This is a genomic window from Planctomicrobium stercoris, from assembly GCF_051465655.1.
In the GTDB taxonomy this organism is placed as follows: domain Bacteria; phylum Planctomycetota; class Planctomycetia; order Planctomycetales; family Planctomycetaceae; genus Planctomicrobium.
Genome location: NZ_CP195791.1, coordinates 4,251,781 through 4,277,298, shown reverse-complemented (window position 1 = coordinate 4,277,298; position 25,518 = coordinate 4,251,781). Strand labels below are relative to the sequence as shown.

Here is a 25,518-nt window from a genome sequence, read left to right as displayed (position 1 = left end):
AGCTTTAGGTTCCGGAAATCCACGGCGAAGGCCCACTTTCCGGTTCCTCGCGAATTTCCCCAGCCCCACTTGCCTGCCCAGTGTTCTTTGGAGTCCCGAAGACATGCGTTCCCTCGTTTCGACGGCACTGCTCTTCCTCGTCGCCTGTCCACTCCTGATCGGCGGTGAAAAGCAACGGTCCCGGAACCTGCTGCATGCGGCCCATCAGCCGGCAGCCTGGCGAATCGACGAGATCGAAGGGGGCAAAGGGATGATCATGGGGGATCAGGACAGCGTGCAGTTCGTCGTCATGAACGTCGACGCTGTTCCATCCCACCTGCAGGTGTTTCAGGGGGACCTCGACCTGCATGACGGCGAAAGCTATGTCGTTTCGGGAAAGATCAAAGCTTCTGTCCCCCGCAGCGTGCTGCTGACCGCGACGATTGATGAAGACGACTGGCACGGCATCGGTCTGCACGAAGAGATCCATCTGACCGAAGAATACATCCCGTTCGAATACACGTTCCGGGTCTCCGACACCGTGCGCCGCAAGAACCGGCTCGGCTTCATCATCGGAAACACGCTCGGCACCATCTGGGTGCGCGATATTACGCTCAAGTGCAAATAAGAACGGGCGCAGCTTGTCGCGGAAACAATAAGCCCCACACATGAAGTGTGGGGCTTATTTTTGGTTTCCATCGACGGAGTTTATCCGACGCTGCCTTCCATCTGCAGCTCAATCAGCCGATTCATCTCGACCGCGTACTCCATCGGCAGCTCTTTGACCAGCGGCTCGATGAAGCCGGTGACGATCATGGCGCTCGACTCGGCCTCGGTCAGTCCACGGCTCATCAGATACAGCAGCTGTTCTTCGGCGATCTTCGACACGGAAGCTTCGTGCTCCATTGCCACGTCATCTTCTTCGACTTCGATGTACGGGTACGTATCCGAACGGCTGTCGGAATCGAGAATGAGTGCGTCACAGACCACGTTGCTCTTGCAGCCGGTCGCGCCGTTCTGCACTTTCACGAGACCCCTGTAGCTGGCCCGGCCGCCCGATTTGCTCAGTGATTTGGAAATGATGCGGCTGCTGGTGTTGGGAGCACAGTGCACCATTTTCGCACCGGCATCCTGATGCTGGCCTTCGCCGGCGAATGCGATCGAAAGGGTTTCACCACGTGCACCCGGCTCCATCAGATAGATTGCAGGATACTTCATCGTGAGCTTGGAACCCAGGTTGCCATCGATCCACTCCATCAATGCATCCCCGTAAGCGACAGCGCGCTTGGTCACGAGATTATAGACGTTGTTGGACCAGTTCTGGATCGTCGTGTACCGGCATCGGCCTTTCCGCTTCACGATGATTTCCACCACGGCGGAGTGCAGGGAGTCGCTGCTGTAGGTGGGAGCAGTACAGCCTTCAACGTAATGCACGCTCGCCCCTTCATCGACGATGATGAGCGTCCGTTCGAACTGTCCCATGTTCTGGGTGTTGATCCGGAAATACGCCTGCAGCGGGAAGTCGATGTGCACGCCGGGCGGAACGTAAATGAACGATCCCCCCGACCAGACTGCCGAGTTCAGAGCGGCAAATTTATTGTCGCTGGGCGGAATGATGGTGCCGAAGTGCTCCCGGAAAATCTCCGGATGCAGCTTGAGTGCGGAGTCGGTGTCGGTGAAGAGGACTCCCTGATTGGCGAGGTCTTCCTGCAATGACCCGTAGACCACTTCCGACTCGTACTGCGCTTTCACTCCGGCCAGATACTGCCGTTCCGCAGCGGGAATCCCGAGCCGTTCGTAGGTGTTGCGGATGTCTTCGGGAACTTCTTCCCACGACTTTTCCTGCTTGTCGCTGGCTTTGACGTAGTAATAGATGTTCTGGAAGTCGATTCCGGACATATCGCCGCCCCAGTTGGGCATCGGCTTGGATTCGAAGATCTCGAACGACTTCAGGCGGAAGTCCCGCATCCACGCGGGTTCGCCTTTCATTTCGGAAATCTGGGCGACGATCTCCCGGTCCAGCCCCTTGCGGGACATGAAGGAGTATTTGTCGGTCGGGTCATGGAACCCGTATTGATATTCGCCAACCGGGCTTTCCGCTTTGGTTGGATTCAGGATTTCAGTCGTTGACATGTTGATGGCTCTCTCCGATGGAAAGTCGGGATGGCAGGTCGAGGAATCAGGAAATTGTTCAGGTGGCAATGCCACGAAACAGATCGTGAACAGTGCAGGTGAAGCCCGGGAGCAGTGGTGACGTCAGCTGGTGATCGACATCCAGGATCGTCGGCTCATCATCGGACTTGTAAATGTGGACGTGCTGTCGGTCCGGATAAATCACCCAGACTTCTCCAACGCCAGCACGCAGAAACAGTGAAACCTTTTGCAGAATGTCCGGGATACGATCTGACGGGGAGACGACTTCAATGGCGACATCGGGCGCGACCCTGAAATGTCCCGTCGGAATCCTTCCCTGTGGCAGCCGGGATTGATGAAACACCATCAGATCCGGGCCTCGAACGGTATCGGGGTTCCGCTCGAGAAGGACGCCCGTGTCATTTGTCAGGGCAACGTAATCGACAGCCGTCTTCAGCCAGTCGTGAAGAATTCCAGCCAGTCGGAAACAGATTGCACCGTGTCGCCCGCCTGGGTTCGTCATTTCGACAACCTCGCCACGGATCAACTCCACAGGCATGTCGAACGACATGCTGTCGAATTCATCGGCTGTGAGCAGGGTGATGGTGGACATGTCTTGGCGTTGAAACTTGTCAGGTGATCAGAAACAACATTCGGATCCGGACGACATCGAACGGAAGTTCGACTATACGGAGGCGACAGCTCCCTTGCTTTCGGATTCTTTTTCCTCAGCTGCGGCCTGTGGATGACGCTCGCGCACTCCGGCATATCCCCGTTCGTGCAGTTCGTGGGCCAGCTGGGCATCGCCCGATTCCACAATTCGACCGGCCAGCATAACGTGTGTGTGCTGGGGAACGTTGAACTCCAGCAGCCGCTCGTGATGCGTGATGATGAGCACGCCCATGTGCGGTCCTGAGAGTTTCTGCAGACTCTCGCTGACGACGCGAACGGCATCGCTGTCCAGTCCCGAATCCGTTTCATCCAGAATTGCGAACTTGGGCTTGAGCATGGCGAGCTGCAGGATTTCCATGCGTTTCTTTTCGCCGCCGGAGAAGCCCTCGTTGAGGTAACGGCGGGCGAACTCGGCATCGATGTTGAGTTCCTGCATTGTCTTGCGAAGTTCCGTGCGGAACTCCCGCATGGAGATCAGTTCGCCCCCTTCTTTTCGCTCCGGGTTGCGAATGTTCGAGATGGCGTGACGAAGGAAGTCGGCAACCTTCACTCCCGGGATGGTGACCGGGTACTGGAAGGCCAGAAACAGTCCCAGACGGGCCCGTTCACTCGGATCCAGTTCGCCGATATCGACCCCGCCGATGCTGATGGAGCCTTCGGTGATCTCGTACTTGGGATGTCCGACCAGCGTGTAGGCGAGCGTGCTCTTGCCGGAACCGTTGGGGCCCATCAATGCGTGGATTTCCCCCTGGCGGATTTCGAGGTTCACCCCCTTGAGGATCTCCGTCTCTCCCACATTGACATGCAGATTTTCAATCTTCAGCAGACTCATGAAATCAATTCTCTAACTTGAAATACGGGTCGATTCAGGTGGATTCGAACAGGTCGTCCACAAGACAGGAGAATCCTAGGAGGACATCGGAGGTCACTGTGCTCCCGAGGTTCAGTGCTCGAGGAGAGTCGTTATCCAGGAAAACATGCAGCGTTTTTCTTTCCACTTCCAGCACCCAGACTTCGGGAACACCGCAGTCCAGATATTCAGTGATTTTATGTCTGACCTGCTGCCAGCGGTCATTTGGCGATAACACTTCAATGCACACGTCAGGAATGATCCCGGGAACACCGGAAGGGATCGGACCTGAGGACAACTTCGCAGTCGATACGAAGAACAGGTCCGGACCTCGCAGTGTGTCTGGATTCCGTTCTGTTAAAATTCCGGTGTCATTGCTCATGACCCGCCCGTATTGTCCGGAACGGCACCAGTTCCAGAGCAATGCACCGACGTTCTGACAAACGACACTATGTTGCCATCCTGGTCGAGTCATGCCGTCGTCCCCATAGGGATACACAACTTCTCCACGCACCAGTTCGACGGGGACATCGAAGTGCATCTCCATAAACTGTTCGGCAGTGATGGGGAAGGTTTGTGTTGGCATGGGATGAGTTTCAGGCCAGAACGATTTCTGGTTCCTTCACGTAGCCGGAGTGGTGCGGCACCGGCAAAATCTCTTTGCTTCCTTTGGTTAACTTGCGTGCACGGATCTTGTCCTGGATCCGCATGATTCCTTCGAGGAGTGCTTCGGGACGAGGTGGACAACCGGGAACATACACGTCCACGGGAACCACCAGGTCGACCCCTTTCACCACGTGATAGCCATATTTGAAATAAGGGCCTCCACCGACCGTGCAGGCGCCCATGGCGATCACGTATTTCGGATCCGGCATCTGTTCCCAGAGTCGCCGGACCCGGCTTGCCATCTTGTATGTCACTGTTCCCGCCACGATCATCAGGTCTGCCTGACGAGGCGTTGCCCGGAACGCCCCAGCTCCGAACCGATCCACATCGTATCGACTCGCGCCGGTGGCCATCATTTCAATCGCACAGCAAGCCAGACCGAACGTCATCGGCCAGACGCTCGATTGCTGTGCCCAGTTCATTGCCTGTTCCAGTGTTGTCGTAATGACATTCTCTTCGAACCGTCCGTCAATCCATGTCATTGTCTGATTCTCCTTGAATCTCGAAGCCGATCTGAGGACTGGGAATCTGAAACAGCCAGGAACCTGACAAACTCGTGAGAGCAGCTTGCACTGCCGTCTGCAGGCGATTCTGGTTCTTCCTGATCCGAAAGTCCATCGCACCGCCTGCTTAACGCCGAAGATCATTCTTTCTGTGAAGGGTGATTCCGACGAAAACCACCGACTTCACTCCGCACTCACTACTGGACCGCACCTCCCACCTGAAACTCGCAACAGCGATTCCCGTCCAGTCGACACGCTGACAACTCGACCGGCGCCTGCAGGATTTCCGAGAAGACCGACCTTTCAAATTCGCAGAAAGAAGGGTCTTCCTGGGCGATCTCGTGATAGGGGCAGTTGTGCTCCCGCAGGACCGGCAGCCGGCGGGTGCTCTTCCCTTCTTCTTCATGGAAATCAGAGTCCTGGATGGAATCGACATCGAAACCGAACCCAGCCAGATTCAGGCACATCCCCTCCATCCGCTGGGAGAGATTTCCGCTGGCCTGTACTCCGAACCGTTCGACCAAGGCTCTCTTCAGGCCGGAGAGAACCTGTGATTTGACTTCCGGTTGCTCAATTCTCATCACTTCCCGCCAGAGCAATACCGCCATTTCGCCCTGATCGTTCCCCAGCACCCGGAGCCCTTCGGGAGTGAGGGCATACTCGTGATGGGGCCGCCCCCGTTCCTGGCGAGTCACCTGACGGCGGATCAGGCCCTCGGATTGCAGCCGCATCAATCGCTGGCGGACGGCGGTTGCCGTCACGCCGGTCTTCTCGCACAATTCCTGGACGCAGACCGGCTCGTGCCGATGCAGGATCGTCAGGAATTCGTGGTCTGGATTGTCTCTGGGCATGGCTTTTTCCCACCGGGTCTGATTCCAGTATAGAGAGAGGGATCTTTTCGACAATTCATTCTGTCAAAAATGTCGCATTTCTAAGAATCGAGATTGTCAGCAGTTAGAGTCAGTCTGAGATTCAAGTTTGGATCAACTCACAAATGCTGGTAGGATTATGTCATTGCGAAGAAATGCCGCGTCCCGGGGGAGAACTGTCGTGCTGAAAGCATTGCAGATTCTGGCTTTTGGTGCTGTTCTGGGAGCCCAAAGTGCATGGGCTCAGTCGGGGGCGGTCACGGTCCAACAGCCTGTCGTCAGCGGCTTCGGAGTGCAGACCGCCGTTTCCGTTCCCGACCGGGGAGGAGTGCTACTGGGAGGGGTGAGCAGTGCTGGCGAATTCGCGTCCCGATCCGGATTTTTCCCGACAGCGACGCGTTTCGGAGCCGGAGCCAGTGCTTCTTCGATGGAAGCACGAGTCTGGATTCATGACGCTGCGGAGATGGATCACGCACTCCTGAAAGTCGGCGAGGAGCGGTTCGGGGGGCTTTCACCAGCGGATCAGGATCGGCAGGCCCTGCAAATTCTGAGAAAGAATCGGAGCGGAGCGGCAACTGCAGTCCGCAGCCGGGAACAAAATTCCATGGACCGTGCACAAGCACTGCAAATTCTCAGGTCCAGACGATAAGATGGCAGGCTTTTCCACCCTGTGATGATCCAACGAGATCTTTCTCGGGGCGATGGCGGGGGAGGCTGTTCTCCCGCTGACCTGTCCAAATTGCTTTGAAACGCAGTGCGTCATGCCCATTCCCAAAGTTGCGATCGTCGGCCGTCCGAACGTCGGCAAAAGCTCGATCATGAACTGGCAGGCGGGAAAACTCGTCTCGGTCGTCGATCCCACAGCGGGTGTGACGCGTGACCGGGTCGAATACCTGATGCACCACGGTGAACGGTACTTCGAACTCGTTGACACCGGAGGGATCGGGATTGTCGATTCCGATGATCTTTCCGAAGACATCGAGAAGCAGATTCAATACGCAATCGACGAAGCAGACCTGATTCTGTTTGTCGTCGACGGTCGTGCCGGTCTCACTCCGCTGGACCGGGTTGTTTCGGACCGGCTGCGAAAAGTGCAGGTTCCCAAGATCGTCGTCGTCAACAAGTGCGACTCGGTGAAGACCGATCTGGAGATGCATGAGTTTGAAGGGATCGCGGAAGGTCCCATGCTGCAGACCAGCGTGAAGGGGAGCCGTCACCGCAAGGAGCTGATGGATCTGGTGGTCGAGATGCTCCCGGAGGCCGCCACCGACGAGGCGGAACGCGGCGGAATCCAGTCTGAAGAGCCGGAATTGAAGCTGGCGATTGTCGGTCGCCGGAACGTCGGCAAGAGTACGTTCATCAACGCACTGGCCGAAACCGAGCGAATGATCGTCAGCGAGATTGCCGGGACAACGCGGGACAGCGTCGACATCCGCTTTTTTCTCGATGGAAAATCATTCGTCGCGATCGACACCCCCGGAGTTCGCAAACGCAAAAGTCTGGCGAACGACATTGAGTATTATGGTCTGGTCCGGGCGCAAAAAAGTATTCGCCGCGCCGATGTCGTGCTGATGTTCTTTGACTCCACCGAACGCATCTCCCGGGTCGACAAGAAGCTGGTGGACGAGATTCTCGAGCGGAACAAGGCCTGTATTTTCGTCGTGAATAAATGGGATCTCGGACTTGAGAAGGGGATGACCAGCGAAAAGTGGTCGGAGTACCTGCTCAAGACGTTCGGCAGCCTGAAACACGTTCCTGTCGCGTTCATTACCGCGAAGGAAAGCAAGAACATCAAGCAGCTGATCAACCTGTGCCAGTCGATCTACAAGCAGTCGCGTGAGCGGGTCACGACAGGCCAGTTGAACCGGATTGTGCTGGAAGCCTGTGCCCAGAATGCGCCTCGCTTCAAGAGCAACAAGCGGGGCAAGATCTACTTCGCCACCCAGGTCTCGACGGAACCGCCGGTCATCGTGCTCAAGTGCAACGATCCGGATCTCTTCGACAAGAACTGGAAGCGTTACCTCGTCGCCCGCCTGCGAGACGAGTTGCCGTTCAAGGAAGTCCCCATCAAGGTCTACTTCCGCGGCAAAGGGACCGACGAAGATGAGGCAAAGCAGGGGGACGTCACGTTCAAGTTGACGAAGTCCAGAAAGAAGCCCAAACGCATCAAGAAGGCGAAAAAGCCACGCGCGAAAAAGCCGGAATGACAAGGACGGGTATGGGACCGGCGGTCGTGGTTACTTCCGGTTCCAGCCTTCGACGTACTGGTCGCTGAAGAGGAGCTGAATGCGTTCGGCTCGATCGGTTCCGGAGCTGGCGACGATCTTCAATGCTTCCTGAATGCGAGCCAGTCGCGGATCGTCTTTGACCACGTCCGCCTGATCGGAACGCGAAATCCGGTCAAGCGCTGCTGCCAGATCGAGAATGCCGCAGCGCATCTCCAGATAGTGCCGATCCAGGACCTGTGACGCGTGTTGAATTGTGGGCACGTTGAATCCTCACAAAATGTAGCCGGGTTCCGCTTTTGCCTGACTGCAATTGTCGGGAGAGTTCGCTTCGAAATCAAATGACAGTCGTTCCAAGTCTGATCGGATCGAAACAAGAGGTCAGGGGACAGGGGTTGGGGGGCAGGACAAACACTGGAAAACAAGCGATTTGCTGACCTCTGTTCCCCGACCTCTGACCTCTCACGAAGACTGCTCGGAGAACTTGGAAGTAAGGAATGAAGTCGGAGCCGGCTCAACTCGCTGCGACGGGACTTCGAACGGTCACTCCCTGGGCCGCCATGTATTCTTTGGCCTGCGTGATGGTGTATTCCCCGTAGTGGAAGATACTCGCCGCGAGTACGGCGCTGGCGCCGCCAGTGGTGACGGCGTCACACAGATGTTGAGGATTCCCGGCTCCGCCGCTGGCCACGACCGGAATCTGCACGGCGGACGAAATCGCTGCGGTGATCTCCAGGTCGTAGCCGTCCTTGGTGCCGTCGGCGTCCATGCTGGTCAGCACGATTTCGCCCGCGCCGAGTTTCTCAATCTCCAGTGCCCAGGCGACAGCATCCAGCCCGGTGCGCTTGCGGCCTCCGTTGACGTGCACATCCCAGTAAACGCTTTCCGGCCGAGGATCGAGACTCGCAAACTTTTTAGCGTACGGCCCTGAGACCGGAACCGGGCGAGGGACCACTCGCAGGTCCTCCCGCACTGAAAACGCGGCCGCTTCCGCCCGGGACGCCTCGTCGACGATCACTCGTTTCGGGTCGATGTTGACCACAATGCACTGGCTGCCGAACCGCAAGGCCGCTTCACGGATGAATTCCGGGTCTTTGACAGCGGCGCTGTTGATCGAGACCTTGTCGCATCCGGCATTGAGCAGTTTACGGATGTCTTCCAGCGTGCGGATGCCCCCCCCGACGGTCAGCGGCATGAAGCAGACTTCGCTGGTGCGGGAAACGACGTCGAGAATGATGTCCCGTTGCTCATGACTGGCAGTAATGTCCAGAAAAACCAGTTCATCAGCCCCTTCCGCTTCGTACCGGGCAGCGACGTCGACCGGGTCTCCAGCGTCCCTCAGATTCAGAAAATTGACCCCTTTCACCACGCGTCCCGCGAAGACGTCCAGACAGGGGATGATTCGTTTTGCCAGCATGGGAAGTTCTTGTGCGTGTGAAAACGGGGGGCAATGAGACTCAGAATTTGACGGAATTCCAAATTGGCACCATACTCCCCAACTGACCTGTTCACCAGCAACCGACTGAATTTGATCTGAAGGAATTGATGTGTTCGACCCGTCCTTGTTTCTGCGTTCGGCGGACGTCCGAGGCCTTTATCCTAACCAGATCAACGAAGAACTCGCCTGGTTCACCGGTCGCTACCTCGCCCAGAGTCTGAAGGAACTGCTCGGGACAGCCACTCCGAAGGTGGTTGTGGGCCGCGACGGACGAGTTTCCTCACCGGTGATTTACGCAGCTCTGATTCAGGGACTGGCTGCGGAAGGTGCGATCCCCATTCCTGCCGGACTCGCGACGACCGACATGGTGCAATGGGCCGTCGGAACCGAGTTGAACGGGGCACTCGCAGGGGTGATGGTCACCGCTTCTCACAATCCCGCCGAATACAACGGCATCAAAGCTGTGGTTAAAAACGCCCAGACCGGCGGACTGGACATCCTGCGACCGCTCGATCAGCTGCAGCCCCGATTCCTGAAAGATGGAGCCAATGGCGATGCAGCAGCGACATCAAGTCTCCCCTTCCCGCAGCAGGGCCGGATGGACCTGCATCAGAAATTTGTCGACGCTGCGGTCGGTCGATCGTCGCGCCTGAAAGATGCGTCTGGAAAAATCGTGCTCGACCCGGGGAACGGAGTGGGGGGATTGTTCCGGCCGCTGCTCAAGAAGTCGCTCGCCGCACAAGGTGCGAAGGTCGAATTGCTCGCGGTGGCTGAGCGGATTGACGGGACGTTCCCGACCCGTCCTTCGAATCCGGGACTGCCCGGCGCGGTGAAGCTGCTGCAGGAAACGGTCATTGCAGAAGGGGCCCGGTTCGGGGCAGCGTTCGATGGCGATGCCGACCGTGTCTTCCTCGTGGATGAATGGGGGCAGTTCGTCTCCGGTTCTGTTCTTCTGGCGGCTTTGGCGAAGAGTCTGGTCGAGAAGAACGGCAAAAAGGGAGCGGTCGTCTATTCCGCCGTCTCTTCGTGGCTGGTGGCGGAAACGGTGCGACAGGCCGGTGGAACGCCTGTGATCTCCCGCGTCGGTCAGGATGCGGTTAAAGTGGCACTGGTTAAGAAGGACGCTGTTTTCGGAGGCGAGTCTTCCGCGCACTACAACTTCCCGGACACCTACTGCCTGGATTCCGGCCTGTTCGCGATGATCACGTTCTGGGACATGCTGCTGGAGTCGGGACTGAGCTGTTCCCAGCTGCTGGGTCAGCTGCGTCCGTGGCCCAACAGCGGCGAAGTGAACCTGCGCGTCGAATGCAGCGATTGGCAGAAGATGAGCGCGGAAATCATCAGTCTGCTCAAGCAGGAGAACTCCGTCGAGACCGCAAACAACTATGTCCTGGACATCGACGGCATCAGCGTGTTCCATCCGCGTGTCCCGCAGTATGCGACCGTGGACGACGTCTTTACGATCGACAAAGAAGGAGATCCGACCGGGAAGACGTACCGTGAAGTGCAGAACTACACCCCGGAATGGTGGTTCAACGTTCGTGCGTCCAACAACGAGCCGCTGTTGCGGATCAACTTTGAATCCCGTGATGCCACGGAAGTCTCCGGGCGGACTTACTCCCTCATCTCCCGCATTCGAGAGATCTGCGGCGAACGTGCGAAGATTCAGGTGCAGGACTGGGGCAATCTGAAGTAGCGTCCCCGGTTCGCCAAACGAAAACACGGGCAGAGTTCTCTGCCCGTGTTCACGATTTGACTGTGAGAATGTCCGTCAGGCAGTGTGTCGCTGCGGCATCTGCAGATGGTTTTGCAGCACACCTTCTCGCAGGGTGAGTGTCCGGGAGGCACGGCTGGCAGCCACCGGATCGTGGGTCACCATAATGACCGTACGCCCATCCTGATGGGCTCGATCAAACGCATCCAGAACCGTTTCCCGACTCTCGGGATCCAGGTTCCCGGTCGGTTCATCCGCCAGGATGATCTGTGGGTTGTTCACCAGAGTTCTTGAGAGGGCAACACGCTGTTGCTGTCCCACGCTCAGTTCCGCCGGTCGATGGTGCAGTCGTCCGTGCAGGCCGAAGCGGTTGAGGATTTCGACCGCCCGGGCTTCCTGCTCCTCGCGACTGAGGTTCAGCAGGCAGAGAGGAATCTGGACGTTCTGCAGTGCGGTCAGATAAGGAATGAGGTTGAACGTCTGAAAGACAAACCCCATCCGCTGGCTGCGCAGGGCCGAACGCTCAGCTGTGGAAAGGTCATAGATCGACGTCTCTCCGAGATGCACCTTCCCCGAGGTGGGGGAGAGCATTCCTCCCAGCAGCGAGAGCAACGTCGTCTTGCCGCTGCCGCTGGGGCCGACGATGGCGATGTACTCTCCCGCTTCGAAGGCGAGATTTTCACACTGAAGTGCGGTCACCTGTTCGCCGCGCCGGGTATACGTCTTCACCACGTTTTCGAATCGAAACATCTCAGATCTCCTGAAAACAGAGGCATGGATCCAGCGCAGCCGCTTTCCGTGCGGGCCACCAGGCGGAAACGATCGCCAGCACCGTCGCAATCAACACCGCGAGAAGTGATGTGGCCGGCAGTAGCGAAACTGTGACGCCTGCCCAGGCCGGACCGGCGGCAATTGCAGCAATCAGCCCCAGCGTAAAGCCAACGCTGCCTGCAACCGCCCCGAGGATCAGGGCTTTGCCGAGGAAGAGACGCTGCACGAATCGCGGAGTTGCTCCCAGTGCCATGAGTGTTCCGATTTCGCGACGACGTTCTCGGACATTGGCCATCATCGAACCGGCCAGACTCGTTCCCCCGACGGTCACCAGAATCGCCAGCACAAACCAGGATGTGTTGGCCATCATCCGGTTGACCCCCACCTGTGTCTGCACCACCTGCGAAATGGTGACGACTTTGGTGGTGGGAAGAAGCTTGCGCAGCTCGGGAACCAGTCCCCCGGCAGCATCTTCACAGCACCCGATCACCTCGATGGCATTGCAGACGGGACCACTGCCGGACGCATCCTGCACCGTGTGCAGATGTGCGAAGACCCGCGAGTCATCAACCGTTCCTGTCGCAGGCAGAATACCAAGGATCCTGAAGGACTTGCCAAGCAGCTTGATCCGGTCGCCTCGAGAAAAATTGGCACGGCCAGCGACGTCGGCACCGAGAACCGCTTCATCCGGTTTGAGGTTCTGAATCGCACGGTGGGTGACGAGAGAGTCGGTCCCTTCGAGGTCGGCGGTGGTCAGTTTGGCCTTCTGACAGCCTTCGTGTCCCTTCGGAGCTGTGAACATAGTTGCGGTCTGCCAGGACGACTGGGCAGTCAACTCCGCCTGAGGCAGGATGCCGGTCACCGTCACCGGAACCCCCTTCAATTCCCCCGGCACATTTAGACGGGGGGAGACCTGTTCAATCCCCGTGAGTCCTGCCAGATAGATCTCGGAGACATGCTCTTCAGGCAGAGTGCCGCCGTTCTTGTCGGCAGCATAATAGTCCTGCAACGTGGCCTCCGCTGGGAGGATGAGAATATTGGCACCCAGCTGGGAGAGTTGTTGCGAGACTTCCTTCTCGGAGAAGTAGGTGACGTGCCGGATGGCGACCAGGGCTGCGACCCCCAGCAGGATCGCAAGGCTGTTGGACAGGGCGGACCACGGCCGGGACTTCAGCTCGTTCCAGATCATCGATCGTAGTGTCATGTGGAGTCACTCCTCTTTGCGATGGATGGGACGATCGGTGGTTACCGTGCGTTTGGCCGGGGGCCGCTCGCCTGCGGAGCATGGTTGTGTTTGCAGTTGGGATCATCGCAGCACTGACCCGCCTTATGGATGGCGGCTGCAAGCTGTTCTCCCGTGGTCTGTCCGGTGAAGTGCCCGATGAGCGCACCCGGCGGAGCGATCAGAACGGCATACGGTCCGGTGACCTGGCTGGCGTTCACCTTCATCTGCTGATAGAACCGTGCTTCGGCCGGATCATCCAGCTGCATTTCGACGACGCTAATGCGATCCTTGAACTGCGGCAGCTGCTGAACATATTTCACTGCGTCGGGGACTTCCGCCCGACCGGCTTTGGTCAGACACACAAACACCAGCTTCTGCTCCTGCAGTTCTTTCATGCAGCGCATCATGGTCGGCGGGACCAGGGAAGCTGCAATCTGATCCGCGGAAATCGAACGTGGGAAGAGCCCGGTCACAGCACCGTTGGGGGCGATGACGACAGCCATCGGCATCGGAGCCCGGCTGATTCCGAGCTTCTCGACCAGTGCCTGCTCCGCAGGAGAGTCGACCTGCGCGGACGTGAGCACAGCCTGACTCGCCAGCGGGGCGAGATCACTCTGCAGCTGCTGGTGAAACTTGTTGAGGCTGTCTCCGGCATCACGGTAGAAGACAATGAACGTGAACTTTCCATCCTGTGCGGACTGGGTCAGCGTTATCTGCAGCGTGGGAGCAGCTGACGGCTGCTGGGCGGCAGCGATCTGACAGGTCAGCAGACAGGTTCCAAGGAAACATGCGCGAAGCAGTTTGAACGACGTCATAGCGAACTCCTTTTCGTCGTGAAATTTCAATTCGTGAATTCGAGGTTGAGGGCCGGTTGGGGGTGCCGGAGTCCGTTGGGCGGAAGACGGCATCGGGCCAGTTTGCAAGATCGACCGAGCGGCCAAAGTGATCAGAGGTCGTCCGGGCGGGAAGATGTTCTCGCAAAACGAGTCTCCGGGCCGGATCTGAGACCTGGCTGGGGGCTTAGACGACCCAGACCTGTGAGAGGGCGCGGCGCTCCCCGGAAGAAGCGGGCAGCTGATCCACACACCCTTGAGTCTCGGCGACGACCTGCGGGCCGAGCAGGTCAGCGATGCTGAGCATCCCTCCGCAGGTCAGGCTTGCGGGCCGCATCTGATCGAGATGGAGGGCATGTCGAAGCGGGGCAGTCCGGTAGACGCAGGCTCCGCCATGACACGGCCTGCCGGGCGGGTGATCGCTTTGTCCGGGATGCTCGTGGTCCGAGTCGTGGAATCCAATGTTCGCGTCAGTCTCGCAGTGAGCGCCCGATGCAGCAACGAGACTCGGTCGGCTCGAACGGGCATGGTCATGATGCCAACAGCAGCCCCAGACGCTGTGAAGCAGCATCGGGACCAAAGCAATCAGGCTGACGACGTGACCGTTCATCAAAACTTGACCGAAACTGGCCTATCCCCGTGAGAATTGTGAAATTCAACCGTCGAACCGATGGAAAGAACCGGTCTTCACGATCTTATCGGGTAAAAGCGAATTGGCGCTTGAGGAATTGGCTGACCAATTCACCTGCCTGTCAGGAAGGGGTGAAAGTCGTCTCTCAAAACGAAGCCATCGCGAGGGGAAGGCGTTTGCTCCGCCTCTCGCGATGGCTTTGAATTCTATCGAAATCGCACGCCGCTTGACGATTCGGGGCTTATTTGCCGCTGCCCGGCTTGCAGTACTTGAGGGTAATCAGCGAATAGGCAGTCACCAGATTCGGGTCCCCTTCCATCCAGCGGGGAGTCTCATTCAGCCAGCTGCCGTTGGGTTTCTGCCGTGAGAGAATCTGATCGGCCAGTTCGACCCGCCAGAGATGGCGGGTTCCGTTCGCATCCGAGAAGTCTTCTCGCCCCAGGGCTTCCATCGTCTTGGCGACAGTCTGGTAGTAGTAGAACAAGCCCTGCTGGCCCATGCCGGGATTCTCTTCAAGGCTGTAAAACTTCCTGAGCCACTCTTCGGCAGCTTTCACGCGAGGGTCGTCCTCCGTGAGACCGGCGTAGATCATGCTTTTCAGACCGGCGTAGGTCATGCTTCCGTACGATCGCAGTCCTCCGTTTGGGGTCTCGCCGGCCTGTGACGACCCGCCTGCGGATGGTGTGTAGTAGAACCCGCCGTCGTTCACTTTTTCGGGGAAAGTGGTGTCGTTGTGGGGACCGGTGAGGTTCTGACAACGGGAGACGAAGACGAGGGCATTCTGCATCGCGGGATCATGTGAAGAAACCCCTGCTGCTTTCAGGGCATCCAGGAAGAAGGCGGTATTGGACAGGTCGGGGCGAGCACTCTTTCCATATCCGGCTCCTCCGAAATTCGGATTCTCCCGGGGGGCACTCTCCGCATCGTCCCATTGCAGTTCCTTGACGAACTTGACTGCCCGGTCGATCTGCGACTGATAACGGCCGTCTGCGTTGGCAGCGACCATCGCCTGCAGCATGATCGCGGTCTCATAGTTTTTGTGAGTCGAATCTTTGTGGTAGATGCCGCCATCGGGCTGGATGTTGGCTTCAATGTTCTTCAACGCTGCCTGAACGGCGGGATCGTCCACCGGGACCCCGCTGATCAGTAATGAATACGTGACCAGACCGGTGACTCCCAGCGAGGTTGGCGATGTCCAGGTTCCATCGTCCCCCTGCGTCGTCTTGAGGAAGTCGACTCCACGACCGATGGCGGCGTCGATTTCTTCCGCTGTCGGAGCGGCTGCACCGCACAGTTGCGGGAGGAGGCTGCAGAATGCGATCAGGTTCAGAACACCGCTGCGAATCCAGGACATGAAAGTCACTTTCTTTTGGTAACGGCTCGGCCTGAGTATGGAAGCGGGATCGGGATGAATCAGTTTCCGATTCCTTCGGCCGTTCCTCAAAGTGGAGCGTGCCCCACCTGAATCAGTGTCGCCTGCACCGTGCGATTGGTCAATTCCCCGGCTTTGACAATCCCACATCGGCGCGAATTCCGAGAGAAGATCCGGGACACCTGAGAGAAATTCTGCTAACCTGAGCCGCATCACTCATGCAGGGGGCATGAAGTACGGGAGGATGGGGAAATGGTGCCGTCCGCAGCTCCTCGGTCGAAGTCAAATCGTCGCTTCCGCGAATGATGGTTTCGTGGGAAAGCCGGTGTCCTTCAGGGATTGCTGCAGGCCCCGGGTCGAGCCGGACAAAGTCATGGACGCAGTGAGGAGTCAGACACATTTATGATGTGCCCATTTTGCCGCCAGGGAGAAAGCAAGGTTGTGGACTCCCGCGGAAGCCAGGAATTTGTCATTCGACGACGACGTGAATGCCTGCATTGCGGGCGTCGCTTCACCACGTACGAGAAGATGGAAGAGTCCCCGCTGAAGGTCATCAAAAAAGATGGCAGCCGGGTTCCGTTCGACCGTGAACGCATGCGGACCGGAATTGAAAAGGCCTGCTACAAACGCCCCATCAGTCCCGACCAGATCGAAGAAATTCTCAGCAGCGTCGAACACTCCGTTTACGAAACCTTCGAGCGGGAAGTGCCATCACGCTTCATCGGTGAAAAGGTCTGCGAGATGCTGCGTCGCGTTGATCAGGTGGCGTTCGTCCGCTTCGCTTCCGTTTATCGATCGTTTCAGGACGTCAACGATTTCGTGGAAGAGTTACAGATGCTTCGACAACGGAGTCAGCATAAGGATGACTGACGGAAAAGCGACCACTCTGATGCTGATCGGCCAAGCCGTCGGGATGGAACAGGTTGTGGCTGCAGCATTGCAGTCTGCGAACGAATCCCGCGCGTTTCCGACAGTCCAGGCTGCTTTGAACTCCGGTTTTTCCGCCGAGATCACGCTCGTCCTGCAACACTGGTCCGATGAATTCATGCCCGACGAAATTCAGAAGTTGCTGGAGGCATCGCCCCTCTCCCGGTTCATTGTCGTTCAAGGGCCCTGGTGCGCCTCGGACCGCAGAACCCGCCAGTTCTGGCCCGCTGCCGTCTGTGTCCCGATCGAACGGGGCCTTGCCCGGCTCGCTCAGGAACTGGAGGTGCTGGCGGGGAAGCGACTGCCACTTCCCTGGACCGCAGCTCTGGATGAGATCTTCGCCTTTGACCAGAGTGGTGGATAGGGGTTACTCTCTTTCGTCATTCAATGGTTCTGGTCGGGGAATAGAATTCAGAGGTGAGAGGTCGGAGGTCAGGAAAACACTGGAAGCATGAATTTCCTGACCTCTGCCCCCTGACCCCTTCACGATCTCCACTTCAGAACTGCCGTTATTCCACTTACTCAAGATCTGCGGACAACATGCGCGTCGGACTGTTCATCCCCTGTTACATCGATCAGTTCTATCCGGACGTCGGCATGGCGACGGTCGAACTCCTTGAGAAATTCGGCTGCGAAGTCGACTACCCCGAAGCACAGACCTGCTGCGGGCAACCGATGGCGAACTCGGGTTGCTGGAACGATGCTGCTCCGCTGGCCCGGCGGTTTGTCGAGATCTTTCAGCCATACGATTACATCGTCTGCCCCTCGGGCAGCTGCGTCGCCATGGTGACGCATCACTACGAAACGCTGCTTCCGGAACATGACCCCGCGTACCTCAACGTCAAAAAGAAAACGTTTGAGCTGACGCAGTTTCTGGTCGACGTGCTGCGGGTTGAAAAACTGGAGATCAGCTTTCCGTATCGTGTGGGGCTGCACAACAGCTGTCACGGACTGCGTGACCTGCGTCTGGGAAGCTCTTCAGAACGGATGGAGCACTTCGAGAACAAGGCCGTCACGCTGCTGAGCATGGTCTCGGATCTGAAACTCGTTCCGCTTCAGCGCGTGGATGAATGCTGCGGATTCGGAGGGACCTTTGCCGTCGCTGAGGAAGCGGTCTCCTGCATGATGGGGAACGACCGTATTCAGGATCACGAGCAGGCGGGGGCGGAGGTCATTACCGCCGGCGACATGTCCTGCCTGATGCACCTGGAAGGGCTGATCCGCAGGCAACACAAGCCGCTGGCGGTGATGCACATTGCCCAGATTCTCGCGGGGCGACAACCGGTTCGGGAAGCCGTGTCCGCTGGCCGTTAAACTCAGTCCAGGGAAGTGACGGGCCACCGGCCCGGGCAATTCTCTCAGAAGGCCTGCACCACGGGAGCAGCTCCAACCATTTCCTGCTGATCGAACAGCGGGGCATTGGTTGCTTCAGGACTGGTTGACCAGCTGGTGGGGGTGACGGGGAAGCCGGGGGCTGCCTGCGTCACAGGAACGGGCTCGCCAAGTTCCACGGGTTGATGGGGAATTTGAGCAGCAGGACCGGTCGGCATGGATCCGGGAGCCATCTGCGGCTGCATCAGTTGAACGGGGCCCATCGTCGGCTGCGGAACAGGATATTGCGTCATCTGAGGCTGGGCGAATTGCATCTGCCCCGGCATCATCTGCGGCACGTTCCCTTGAGTCATCATTGGTACGGCGGGTTGCGGCTGTACTCCCGGAGCAGGCATCCAGGGGCCCTGAGCGCTCATGCCCGGAGCGGCACCTGCGGGGAACATATTTGCCTGATGCATCTGCGGAGGCGAGGCGGTCATCATCTGAGGCACACCGGCCTGCATGGAGGTGGACTGTGGATTGGAATAGCTGGCCTGAATCACCCCGCCCAGCAACGTGGGATCTTTCTGAGGCATTGTGGCGGCCATGTGCAGTGCACCGGATGTCTGAGGGGTGGCAGAAACCATGTCCGCACGGGGCTGCATCGCTTGCTGTGGAGTGCGGGAGGTGAGTGCGAGTTCGGAGAACGGGCCACCTCCGCGGTTCGGACGACCGGTTGCCTGATACAGCCGGGAACGCTCATTGAGAGCCTGTCGCGACCGTGGGCGGATCTGCAGAGCGGTGTTGATTTCCTGTTCAGCCGCAGCGTAGTTCCCACTCTTCCGCTGCAGTGCAGCCATTTCCACGTGGGAGGCAGAGGAGTAGGGCTGAGTCTGGCTCCAGGCGGTCAGCAGGGCAGCAGCTTCATCCTGCCGCCCCTGTGCGACCAGCAGGTCAGACATCCCGCGGTACGAGGGCTGATGTGTCGGATCCAGAGTCATTGCATGCTGAAACATCTGCTCAGCGCCGGCAATGTCCCCTTCCTTCTCCATCGCCTTGCCGACGTTGTAGGCATAGGTGGCGTTGTAGGGACTGTCGAGCAGGGCTCGTTCGAATTCACTGCGAGCCGCAGCGTAATTGCCCCGATTATAGTATCCCTTGCCGGACTGATTCTTGGCCCAGCCGTTGGCGCTGCTGCATCCGCACAGTGTGGAAGCGATACAGATCCAGGCCAGTCCGGCGGTTGCGAGTCCAAACCGATAAAGTCGCCAGACCATGGGGAGTGACTCGCTGCGAGAGGCGGTGAGGAAGTTCATGGATGTTTTCGGAACTGATCCGGCAGGCATGTCGGAGTCCCTTTTGGGGGAAATCGGGAAGGGCGAGTATTCTGCAAAGAGGCTTCAGACGGGCGGATGCACCGTTTTTGCACCTCTGATGGGTGGATAGGAGCAGGAAAGCTAACCGTCCTGAAAAATGCAGGCAATAGGAATTCAAGTTTTGGAGCCAAACTGCCGACTCGGGTTGCAAGAACGGCAAAAGTTGCAGATTCTGCCGGAAATCTGCTCCAATCCCCCGTGGAATGCTCTGCCTGAACATGGACGGAAGAACAGTATTACGGTATTTTCTCCCAGTACGAGCACCTGGAGACAGGCAATGGAGTGCATTTGCCCACGCCACGTGCTCTGAACAATCAGTTCCTTTGATGTACTCGATCCTCCGGCAGCCCCCGGAGAGAGGATGGGGCAAATGGCCCGGAAACGGATTTTTCAGGAAAACGAAGATCAGGATGAGCCCCTTCCGGAACCATTTCCGGTTCCCATGCTCGACCTGGAGGACCGGGAACTCGATGAGCAGCTGCGGCCTCAGCAGCTTGAAGACGTGATCGGCCAGCGCAAAGTGGTCGACCGCCTGAAGGTGATTCTCGATGCGACCCGCAAACGGGGCGACGTTCTCGGGCACCTGCTGCTGGACGGCCCTCCGGGGATTGGAAAGACCACGCTGGCGACCGTCATTCCCCGCGAGCTGGGGGTCGATTGCCAGATCGCTGCCGGTCCGGTGCTGGACGCTCCCAAGGACCTGCTTCCCTATTTAACGAATGCGACCCAGGGGTCGGTGCTGTTCATTGACGAAATCCATCGGCTGCGCCCGGCGGTGGAGGAGTTCCTTTATCCCGCGATGGAAGACTTCCGGATCGACATCTCCCTCGGAGAAGGTCTGAACGCCCGCACCATTAATATGCAGCTCAAGCCGTTCACCGTGATCGGAGCGACCACCCGGGCTGGACTGCTGACCGCGCCGATGCGGGACCGTTTCGTCTATCGCGAACATCTCGACTTCTATGAAGAGAACGATCTGGTCGAGATCGTCTGCCGAAACGCCCGCAAGCTGAAGACGACCATCACCGAGACCGCTGCCCGGCAGATCGCCTGTCGCAGCCAGGGAACGCCGCGGAAAGCCAATAACATTCTGCGCCGCACCCGGGATTTTGCGACATTACGGCACCCCGACGGTGAAATCACGACGGAAATTGCGGAATACGCATTGAGCGTTCTGGAGATCGACCTGTTCGGGCTCGAGAAACAGGATCGACGTTACCTGCAGACGGTCATTGAAGTTTTCGGAGGAGGGCCCGCCGGACTGACTGCCATCGCCCACAGCATGTCCATTCCGCCGGACACACTGGAAGATGATATCGAACCGTTTCTGCTGCGATCTGGCCTGGTGCAGCGGACTCCACGCGGCAGAATCGTGACAAGAAAAGGATACGAGCACCTGGGGCTCGATCCCGGCCCTGACATGGGAAACTGGCTGAAAATGAGATAAAACGAAAATCTACCACGGAGACACGGAGACACGGAGAGGTCAAGAGGACCAATTGCGAACTGAGTGAGGGGAGTTGATGACAGCTTTCGTTTATAACGTTTGATCGCAACCCGCTCAGCGGCGAATCGTTCGGAAGTCTCTCGGTGTCTCCGTGACTCCGTGGTAAAACTTTCTGTAATCCGATAACTCGTCTGTACGAAATGAAGTCGCTTTACACCGTCGATTCTTTCTCTCATGTACGAAATCCTGAAGAATCTTGATCGGCGCTGGGTCTTCCTGATGATGGCCCTGGCGGTCGCGATCCCGATACTCTTCGGGGTGACGTTTCCGGAGACACCGACGTTGATGACGCAGAACGTCTTCGACGCCATCGAAGCTCTTCCCCCCGGGTCGAAAGTGCTGATGGCCTGGGACTACGACCCGTCCACGGAAGGGGAACTCGGCCCGATGGCCACCGCCTTCACACGGCATTGCTGTGAGAAGAAGTTGAAAATGTATTTCATCACGCTGGTCCCGGTCGGACCGCAGATGATCGAGAAAGCGATTGAAACCGTCATCCGTTCCGACTTCCCCGACCTGAAATACGGCGAGGATTACGTGAACCTCGGTTACAAGTCGGGGTATGAAGGGGTGATCAAGGTGATCGTCACGAACCTTCGGGGTCTGTACACCACCGATGCCCGGGGGACGAACATCGACCAGATTCCCATGTGCAAAGACGTGGCGAACCTGCAGGACCTGAGTCTGATCATCAATGTGAGCGGGGCGTATCCGGGCACCAAGGAATGGGTGCAGTACGCGGTCACTCCATATCCTGAAAAGATTCGCATTGTGGCGGGCGTCACCGGCGTGCAGGCTCCCCTGTTCTATCCGTACGTTCCCAAGCAGCTCGTGGGAATGCTCGGAGCGATCAAAGGGGCTGCCGAGTACGAAGCGATCGTCAACAAGGCTTACGGGGGCGGTGTCGTCAACGAGAAGTATCTGGAGGCCAACCGCCGGATGGGGCCGCAGATGGTCGCCCACCTGCTGATGATTGGCCTGATCATCGCCGGGAACTGGGTCTACTTCATGCAGCGACGCAAAGAATCTGCCAGCATGCAAACCTGAGTTCATACCTGTCCTGCCCAATCTGTGTTGATAATCGGACAGGGTTCCACTGCTCTGTGAGCAGTGCCGAACGCTTCAGTCTGGTTGCAAAGAAAAAAACGAAAGATCACTCACGCCAAACTTGAATTCTCACGGCTCGCAGAGCCGTGGCACACGAGCTGAGAAAGTACGCATCAACTCTGGTTTTCAGCCAATTTCGCCCCCTGATTTTCGATGACCGCCACCACCATTACTCCGACCACATTCCGACAGAAGATGACCGATGTTCTGGGGCTCATCCGCTTCAGCCATACGGTCTTCGCCCTGCCGTTTGCACTTCTGGCCGCCATGCTCGCCTGGCGTGAGGTTCCTTTTCAATCCCGTCAATTACTCGGGATCCTGCTGTGCATGGTCTTCGCCCGGGCTGCAGCCATGGCATTTAATCGGCTCGTCGATCGCGACTACGATGCCCGTAACCCGCGCACCGCCCAGCGGCACATTCCGGCTGGTAAACTTTCGCCGCTGTTTGTCACCCTGTTTACGTTGGGATGCGTGGCTGCGTTCGTCGCTTCCACGCTGTTATTCCTTCCGAATCCATGGCCCTTACGGCTTTCCATCCCGGTGATGCTGTTTCTGCTGGGGTACTCCTACGCGAAGCGCTGGACCGCCTTCTGCCATTACTGGCTCAGCGCCGCCCTGATGCTCTCGCCGATCGCCACCTGGATTGCGATTACAGGACAGATCAGCTGGATCCCGGTCTCGCTGGCAGCGGTCATCTTTTTCTGGGTCGGTGGATTTGACATCCTGTACGCGACGCAGGATGTGGACTTCGACAAATCACAGAAGCTCAATTCACTCCCCGCGAAATTCGGGGTCGTAGGGTCGCTGCGCATTGCTCTGATCAGCCATTTGATCACGATCATCTGTCTGTTCGTGTTCTGGAAACTCTCGGGCCTGGGACCGCTGTTTCTGGTTGCGGTCATCTGCGTGAGCCTGCTCCTCGCCTATGAGCACTGGCTGGTTCGCCCCGGCGATTTGACCCGGGTGAACACGGCATTCTTCAATGTGAACGCGGTGATCAGCCTGGGCTTGCTGGTAGCTGCGGCCCTGGACCTGTGGTTCTTTTCAGCGGGTTCAGTTCACGGGTAGCGGGGATTCAAGGGACAATCACGACCTTCACGCACTGGTCCCGTTTGTCGCGGAAGGTCTGATAGGCTCGGGGTGCTTCTTCGAGAGACACCCGATGCGTGATGATCTGGGCCGGGTTGATTTCCCCCGCTTCGATCTTCTTCAAGAGCATCCGGTGATACTTCGCGACGTGGGTCTGACCTGTTTTGACTGTTAGCCCTTTGTTCATCAGGGCTCCGAACGGCAACTTGTCGGGATAGCCGACGTAGACGCCGGGAATGGACAGGGTCCCCCCTTTGCGACAGCAGAAAATCGCTTCCCGCAGGACATGGGCCCGGTCCGTCGTGAGAGCAAACTTCTGTTTGACGTTATCATAGATCGCATCCCAGGTTCCCGTTCCGTGAGCTTCAGCCCCGACAGCATCAATACAGCTGTCGGGACCCCGTCCGGCGGTCATCTCCATCAGCGCTGTGTAGACATCCAGCTGGCTGAAGTCGATCGTCTCCGCTTTTCCGAACGTCCGCGCCAGTTCCAGTCTCTCGGGGACGCGATCAATTGCGATCACACGCCCGGCCTTCAGCATCCACGCACTCTGCATGGCGAACAGGCCGACAGGTCCGCAACCCCACACAGCCACGGTGTCGCCCGGCTGAATCTGTGCATTTTCGGCGGCCATGTAGCCGGTGGGAAAGATGTCTGAGAGGAACAGAACCTTTTCATCAGGCAGATCGGACTCGATCTTCAGCGGGCTAACGTCCGCGTACGGAACCCGCATGTATTCCGCCTGACCTCCCGAGAAGCCGCCGAGCATGTGCGAATACCCAAACAGACCCGCTGGCGAATGTCCCATCACCTTGCGGGCAATTTCCGCGTTCGGATTGGATTGATCGCAAAGAGAGAACAGCTGGTTTTCGCAGAACCAGCACTGTCCGCACGAAATGGTGAACGGGATGACAACGCGATCTCCCTTGGAGAAGTTCTTCACTTCGCGCCCGACCTCTTCGACGATTCCCATCGGTTCGTGTCCGAGGACATCTCCCGCCTGCATGGTCGGCATGAGTCCGTCGTACAGGTGCAGGTCCGATCCGCAGATCGCGGTGGCGGTGATCCGGACAATCATGTCCGTCGGGTCTGCGATCACCGGATCTGGAACGCTTTCACAGCGGACATCTCCTCGCCCATGCCAGCAGATTGCTTTCATTCCAAAACTCCTTTGCGAAACGACAATCGTCTCTGTGTTCTGAGAAAGAGGTAATCATCCTTCGAGCCGTGCAGCAGCTGTCAGACCCGATGCGGTGACTAAGTCGGCCATGGTGACACCCGCCACGGCAGTGGCCGCCGTCATTGCTGCCTGACGTTCCTGACAGGTTCCGTTTGTGCAGGCAGCTCCGAGGGTGGCAAGGTCGAGCGCATCCCCTGCAACGCGTGCCCACATCCATCCTGCTGGCCGAGCCGTCGTCAAAATGCCGATCCCGCACACGATTTCACGCAGGCCGTAAGCTGCAATGAGTGATTCGTTGCGTACTCCGGTTGCCCGGGAGATCATCCGCGGGGCCAGCAGTTCGGCTGCTCCGAGTGCCAGACTGAACCAACCCAGCTTCCGGGCCATGCCGATCCCCGGTGCAAACATCACGTCGGGCGGGGAATGGGAAGGGGCCGTTCCTTCGGTCGCTGTCGCGGTTTCAAAGCGGGACATGTATATCACTCCGTTCTGTGAATCGTTGGTGAAAGAGAGCAGTCTGCTGGCCGCTCAGCGGCGCTTCTCCACTTTCTTCGACGAGTCCGACGTCGGCCGTCTTACGGGATTCGCTGGATCACGCGGCTGGCGTGGTGGATCCAGCTGGTCAGCCGGCGTGATGGCCGGTGGATCGCTGGCAGGAAAAGATTCGGCAATGGCCTCGTCGATCATCTCAGCCTCTTTGCGGGCGGAAGCCATGCCTCGTTTTGCGGGAGTGAGTCGATCCGGTTTCATGGGAGGTCCTCCTTTTCAGAATCGCGGTCTTCGCACGTCGTCATGAGCACCGCCTGTTCAGGCACACGAGAGGCACGCCGACAGGCTTCTGGACGGGGCACTTCGACTCCCGGCAATTCATGTGCCCCCGGGGAGTCGATTCAGCGGCACAAGCCAAATCACCGCAGTGAAAGCGAGAATTCCCAGCTGCACAGCTCGAAGGGCTGGTCTTTCAGGCGAAAGTCAGTGGGCAGCTCGGTCGCCTAACGACCACGAGGAGCGATGATGGCGCACCGGCAGCGACGTTCGGATTGAAAATGAAATGCTGGTGGGACGCTCATCGCATCCGCTTTCCACTTGCGCGAGAAGGGGCAATCTTTGCGAACGCCTCGGGAATTCGTTCATATCGGC

At 58.1% G+C, this 25,518-nt stretch carries 27 protein-coding genes; 10 read left to right on the top strand and 17 right to left on the bottom strand.

The features are described from left to right. Window positions 1-103 precede the first annotated feature (103 nt). Window positions 104-607 (top strand): hypothetical protein, encoded by a 504-nt coding sequence (locus tag SH661x_RS17200; protein ID WP_437223991.1) that lies wholly within the window; start codon window positions 104-106, stop codon window positions 605-607. Window positions 608-687: 80 nt separating this feature from the next. Here the strand turns inward: SH661x_RS17200 and sufB are convergent, their stop codons facing one another. The 6 genes from sufB to SH661x_RS17170 all read right to left on the bottom strand — a co-directional run bounded on the left by sufB (window position 688) and on the right by SH661x_RS17170 (window position 5,654). Then, the gene (gene sufB / locus SH661x_RS17195) at window positions 688-2,112 is read right to left on the bottom strand and encodes a Fe-S cluster assembly protein SufB (protein WP_437223988.1); all 1,425 of its coding nucleotides are present in this window, start codon (window positions 2,110-2,112) and stop codon (window positions 688-690) included. Between the two features lie 58 nt (window positions 2,113-2,170). Beyond that, on the bottom strand, window positions 2,171-2,725 hold the full coding sequence (locus SH661x_RS17190) for a Uma2 family endonuclease (RefSeq protein ID WP_437223985.1): 555 nt from the start codon (window positions 2,723-2,725) through the stop codon (window positions 2,171-2,173). Between the two features lie 72 nt (window positions 2,726-2,797). Then, window positions 2,798-3,616 (bottom strand): Fe-S cluster assembly ATPase SufC, encoded by an 819-nt coding sequence (gene sufC / locus SH661x_RS17185; RefSeq protein ID WP_437223982.1) that lies wholly within the window; start codon window positions 3,614-3,616, stop codon window positions 2,798-2,800. 34 nt (window positions 3,617-3,650) lie between these two features. Further along, window positions 3,651-4,220 (bottom strand): Uma2 family endonuclease, encoded by a 570-nt coding sequence (locus tag SH661x_RS17180; protein ID WP_437223979.1) that lies wholly within the window; start codon window positions 4,218-4,220, stop codon window positions 3,651-3,653. Between the two features lie 10 nt (window positions 4,221-4,230). Continuing rightward, window positions 4,231-4,782, bottom strand: a complete 552-nt coding sequence (locus SH661x_RS17175) for an NADH-quinone oxidoreductase subunit B (protein WP_437223977.1) — start codon at window positions 4,780-4,782, stop codon at window positions 4,231-4,233. Window positions 4,783-5,000: 218 nt separating this feature from the next. Beyond that, a complete protein-coding gene (locus SH661x_RS17170) occupies window positions 5,001-5,654 on the bottom strand; it encodes a helix-turn-helix transcriptional regulator (RefSeq protein WP_437223974.1) in 654 nt (217 codons plus the stop codon). 199 nt (window positions 5,655-5,853) lie between these two features. On the opposite strand from SH661x_RS17170, the gene SH661x_RS17165 reads away from it, so the two are divergent. After that, a complete protein-coding gene (locus SH661x_RS17165; RefSeq protein ID WP_437223972.1) occupies window positions 5,854-6,321 on the top strand; it encodes a hypothetical protein in 468 nt (155 codons plus the stop codon). 112 nt (window positions 6,322-6,433) lie between these two features. After that, window positions 6,434-7,879, top strand: a complete 1,446-nt coding sequence (gene der / locus SH661x_RS17160) for a ribosome biogenesis GTPase Der (RefSeq protein WP_437223969.1) — start codon at window positions 6,434-6,436, stop codon at window positions 7,877-7,879. Window positions 7,880-7,909: 30 nt separating this feature from the next. Here the strand turns inward: der and SH661x_RS17155 are convergent, their stop codons facing one another. Next, the gene (locus tag SH661x_RS17155; protein ID WP_437223967.1) at window positions 7,910-8,161 is read right to left on the bottom strand and encodes a hypothetical protein; all 252 of its coding nucleotides are present in this window, start codon (window positions 8,159-8,161) and stop codon (window positions 7,910-7,912) included. Between the two features lie 250 nt (window positions 8,162-8,411). Then, complete coding sequence (gene hisF / locus SH661x_RS17150) at window positions 8,412-9,314, bottom strand: imidazole glycerol phosphate synthase subunit HisF (protein WP_437223965.1); 903 nt, start codon at window positions 9,312-9,314, stop codon at window positions 8,412-8,414. A gap of 130 nt (window positions 9,315-9,444) precedes the next feature. On the opposite strand from hisF, the gene SH661x_RS17145 reads away from it, so the two are divergent. Beyond that, window positions 9,445-11,031, top strand: a complete 1,587-nt coding sequence (locus tag SH661x_RS17145) for a hypothetical protein (protein ID WP_437223963.1) — start codon at window positions 9,445-9,447, stop codon at window positions 11,029-11,031. Between the two features lie 75 nt (window positions 11,032-11,106). Here SH661x_RS17145 and SH661x_RS17140 read toward each other — a convergent pair whose 3' ends face one another. The 5 genes from SH661x_RS17140 to SH661x_RS17120 all read right to left on the bottom strand — a co-directional run bounded on the left by SH661x_RS17140 (window position 11,107) and on the right by SH661x_RS17120 (window position 15,863). Beyond that, window positions 11,107-11,799, bottom strand: coding sequence for an ABC transporter ATP-binding protein (locus SH661x_RS17140; RefSeq protein ID WP_437223961.1), 693 nt, complete (start codon window positions 11,797-11,799; stop codon window positions 11,107-11,109). Window position 11,800: 1 nt separating this feature from the next. Continuing rightward, window positions 11,801-13,024, bottom strand: a complete 1,224-nt coding sequence (locus SH661x_RS17135; RefSeq protein WP_437223959.1) for an ABC transporter permease — start codon at window positions 13,022-13,024, stop codon at window positions 11,801-11,803. Window positions 13,025-13,065: 41 nt separating this feature from the next. Next, window positions 13,066-13,860, bottom strand: coding sequence for a hypothetical protein (locus SH661x_RS17130; protein ID WP_437223957.1), 795 nt, complete (start codon window positions 13,858-13,860; stop codon window positions 13,066-13,068). A 205-nt stretch (window positions 13,861-14,065) separates the two neighbouring features. Further along, window positions 14,066-14,488, bottom strand: a complete 423-nt coding sequence (locus SH661x_RS17125; RefSeq protein WP_437223954.1) for a hypothetical protein — start codon at window positions 14,486-14,488, stop codon at window positions 14,066-14,068. Between the two features lie 262 nt (window positions 14,489-14,750). Further along, the gene (locus SH661x_RS17120; RefSeq protein ID WP_437223952.1) at window positions 14,751-15,863 is read right to left on the bottom strand and encodes a hypothetical protein; all 1,113 of its coding nucleotides are present in this window, start codon (window positions 15,861-15,863) and stop codon (window positions 14,751-14,753) included. Window positions 15,864-16,283: 420 nt separating this feature from the next. On the opposite strand from SH661x_RS17120, the gene nrdR reads away from it, so the two are divergent. The 3 genes from nrdR to SH661x_RS17105 all read left to right on the top strand — a co-directional run bounded on the left by nrdR (window position 16,284) and on the right by SH661x_RS17105 (window position 18,122). Further along, window positions 16,284-16,751, top strand: coding sequence for a transcriptional regulator NrdR (gene nrdR, locus SH661x_RS17115; RefSeq protein WP_437223949.1), 468 nt, complete (start codon window positions 16,284-16,286; stop codon window positions 16,749-16,751). Further along, window positions 16,744-17,172, top strand: coding sequence for a hypothetical protein (locus SH661x_RS17110; protein ID WP_437223946.1), 429 nt, complete (start codon window positions 16,744-16,746; stop codon window positions 17,170-17,172). The genes nrdR and SH661x_RS17110 overlap by 8 nt, the downstream gene beginning before the upstream one ends. A gap of 176 nt (window positions 17,173-17,348) precedes the next feature. Beyond that, window positions 17,349-18,122: a (Fe-S)-binding protein gene (locus SH661x_RS17105; RefSeq protein ID WP_437223944.1), complete on the top strand. Its 774-nt coding sequence runs from the start codon at window positions 17,349-17,351 to the stop codon at window positions 18,120-18,122. 44 nt (window positions 18,123-18,166) lie between these two features. Here SH661x_RS17105 and SH661x_RS17100 read toward each other — a convergent pair whose 3' ends face one another. Next, window positions 18,167-19,465 carry a tetratricopeptide repeat protein gene (locus SH661x_RS17100; protein ID WP_437223942.1) on the bottom strand — a complete coding sequence of 433 codons (1,299 nt, stop codon included), beginning with the start codon at window positions 19,463-19,465 and terminating at the stop codon, window positions 18,167-18,169. Window positions 19,466-19,865: 400 nt separating this feature from the next. On the opposite strand from SH661x_RS17100, the gene ruvB reads away from it, so the two are divergent. The 3 genes from ruvB (at window position 19,866) to SH661x_RS17085 (ending at window position 23,177) form a co-directional block, all read left to right on the top strand. After that, window positions 19,866-20,942 (top strand): Holliday junction branch migration DNA helicase RuvB, encoded by a 1,077-nt coding sequence (ruvB, locus tag SH661x_RS17095; protein ID WP_437223939.1) that lies wholly within the window; start codon window positions 19,866-19,868, stop codon window positions 20,940-20,942. A 234-nt stretch (window positions 20,943-21,176) separates the two neighbouring features. After that, on the top strand, window positions 21,177-22,049 hold the full coding sequence (locus SH661x_RS17090) for a hypothetical protein (RefSeq protein ID WP_437223936.1): 873 nt from the start codon (window positions 21,177-21,179) through the stop codon (window positions 22,047-22,049). A gap of 213 nt (window positions 22,050-22,262) precedes the next feature. Beyond that, window positions 22,263-23,177, top strand: coding sequence for a UbiA-like polyprenyltransferase (locus SH661x_RS17085; protein WP_437223934.1), 915 nt, complete (start codon window positions 22,263-22,265; stop codon window positions 23,175-23,177). Between the two features lie 7 nt (window positions 23,178-23,184). Here the strand turns inward: SH661x_RS17085 and SH661x_RS17080 are convergent, their stop codons facing one another. From SH661x_RS17080 to SH661x_RS17070, 3 genes are read right to left on the bottom strand one after another with little or no spacing between them, the layout of a single operon-like run. Next, a complete protein-coding gene (locus tag SH661x_RS17080) occupies window positions 23,185-24,357 on the bottom strand; it encodes a zinc-dependent alcohol dehydrogenase (protein WP_437223931.1) in 1,173 nt (390 codons plus the stop codon). A 54-nt stretch (window positions 24,358-24,411) separates the two neighbouring features. Continuing rightward, window positions 24,412-24,852 (bottom strand): hypothetical protein, encoded by a 441-nt coding sequence (locus tag SH661x_RS17075; protein WP_437223928.1) that lies wholly within the window; start codon window positions 24,850-24,852, stop codon window positions 24,412-24,414. A gap of 54 nt (window positions 24,853-24,906) precedes the next feature. After that, window positions 24,907-25,128: a hypothetical protein gene (locus SH661x_RS17070; RefSeq protein WP_437223926.1), complete on the bottom strand. Its 222-nt coding sequence runs from the start codon at window positions 25,126-25,128 to the stop codon at window positions 24,907-24,909. Between the last annotated feature and the right edge of the window lie 390 nt (window positions 25,129-25,518).

What these genes read in the sequence shown, in the direction of transcription:
- SH661x_RS17075 (WP_437223928.1), bottom strand. Translation starts at nt 24,852, where the DNA reads ATGTCCCGCTTTGAAACCGCGACAGCGACCGAAGGAACGGCCCCTTCC.
- SH661x_RS17090 (WP_437223936.1), top strand. Translation starts at nt 21,177, where the DNA reads ATGTACGAAATCCTGAAGAATCTTGATCGGCGCTGGGTCTTCCTGATG.
- SH661x_RS17100 (WP_437223942.1), bottom strand. Translation starts at nt 19,465, where the DNA reads ATGCCTGCCGGATCAGTTCCGAAAACATCCATGAACTTCCTCACCGCC.
- SH661x_RS17140 (WP_437223961.1), bottom strand. Translation starts at nt 11,799, where the DNA reads ATGTTTCGATTCGAAAACGTGGTGAAGACGTATACCCGGCGCGGCGAA.
- ruvB (WP_437223939.1), top strand. Translation starts at nt 19,866, where the DNA reads ATGGCCCGGAAACGGATTTTTCAGGAAAACGAAGATCAGGATGAGCCC.
- SH661x_RS17200 (WP_437223991.1), top strand. Translation starts at nt 104, where the DNA reads ATGCGTTCCCTCGTTTCGACGGCACTGCTCTTCCTCGTCGCCTGTCCA.
- hisF (WP_437223965.1), bottom strand. Translation starts at nt 9,314, where the DNA reads ATGCTGGCAAAACGAATCATCCCCTGTCTGGACGTCTTCGCGGGACGC.
- SH661x_RS17110 (WP_437223946.1), top strand. Translation starts at nt 16,744, where the DNA reads ATGACTGACGGAAAAGCGACCACTCTGATGCTGATCGGCCAAGCCGTC.
- SH661x_RS17190 (WP_437223985.1), bottom strand. Translation starts at nt 2,725, where the DNA reads ATGTCCACCATCACCCTGCTCACAGCCGATGAATTCGACAGCATGTCG.
- sufC (WP_437223982.1), bottom strand. Translation starts at nt 3,616, where the DNA reads ATGAGTCTGCTGAAGATTGAAAATCTGCATGTCAATGTGGGAGAGACG.
- SH661x_RS17175 (WP_437223977.1), bottom strand. Translation starts at nt 4,782, where the DNA reads ATGACATGGATTGACGGACGGTTCGAAGAGAATGTCATTACGACAACA.
- SH661x_RS17085 (WP_437223934.1), top strand. Translation starts at nt 22,263, where the DNA reads ATGACCGCCACCACCATTACTCCGACCACATTCCGACAGAAGATGACC.
- SH661x_RS17180 (WP_437223979.1), bottom strand. Translation starts at nt 4,220, where the DNA reads ATGCCAACACAAACCTTCCCCATCACTGCCGAACAGTTTATGGAGATG.
- SH661x_RS17135 (WP_437223959.1), bottom strand. Translation starts at nt 13,024, where the DNA reads ATGACACTACGATCGATGATCTGGAACGAGCTGAAGTCCCGGCCGTGG.
- der (WP_437223969.1), top strand. Translation starts at nt 6,434, where the DNA reads ATGCCCATTCCCAAAGTTGCGATCGTCGGCCGTCCGAACGTCGGCAAA.
- SH661x_RS17070 (WP_437223926.1), bottom strand. Translation starts at nt 25,128, where the DNA reads ATGAAACCGGATCGACTCACTCCCGCAAAACGAGGCATGGCTTCCGCC.
- SH661x_RS17130 (WP_437223957.1), bottom strand. Translation starts at nt 13,860, where the DNA reads ATGACGTCGTTCAAACTGCTTCGCGCATGTTTCCTTGGAACCTGTCTG.
- nrdR (WP_437223949.1), top strand. Translation starts at nt 16,284, where the DNA reads ATGATGTGCCCATTTTGCCGCCAGGGAGAAAGCAAGGTTGTGGACTCC.
- sufB (WP_437223988.1), bottom strand. Translation starts at nt 2,112, where the DNA reads ATGTCAACGACTGAAATCCTGAATCCAACCAAAGCGGAAAGCCCGGTT.
- SH661x_RS17125 (WP_437223954.1), bottom strand. Translation starts at nt 14,488, where the DNA reads ATGAACGGTCACGTCGTCAGCCTGATTGCTTTGGTCCCGATGCTGCTT.
- SH661x_RS17080 (WP_437223931.1), bottom strand. Translation starts at nt 24,357, where the DNA reads ATGAAAGCAATCTGCTGGCATGGGCGAGGAGATGTCCGCTGTGAAAGC.
- SH661x_RS17120 (WP_437223952.1), bottom strand. Translation starts at nt 15,863, where the DNA reads ATGTCCTGGATTCGCAGCGGTGTTCTGAACCTGATCGCATTCTGCAGC.
- SH661x_RS17105 (WP_437223944.1), top strand. Translation starts at nt 17,349, where the DNA reads ATGCGCGTCGGACTGTTCATCCCCTGTTACATCGATCAGTTCTATCCG.
- SH661x_RS17170 (WP_437223974.1), bottom strand. Translation starts at nt 5,654, where the DNA reads ATGCCCAGAGACAATCCAGACCACGAATTCCTGACGATCCTGCATCGG.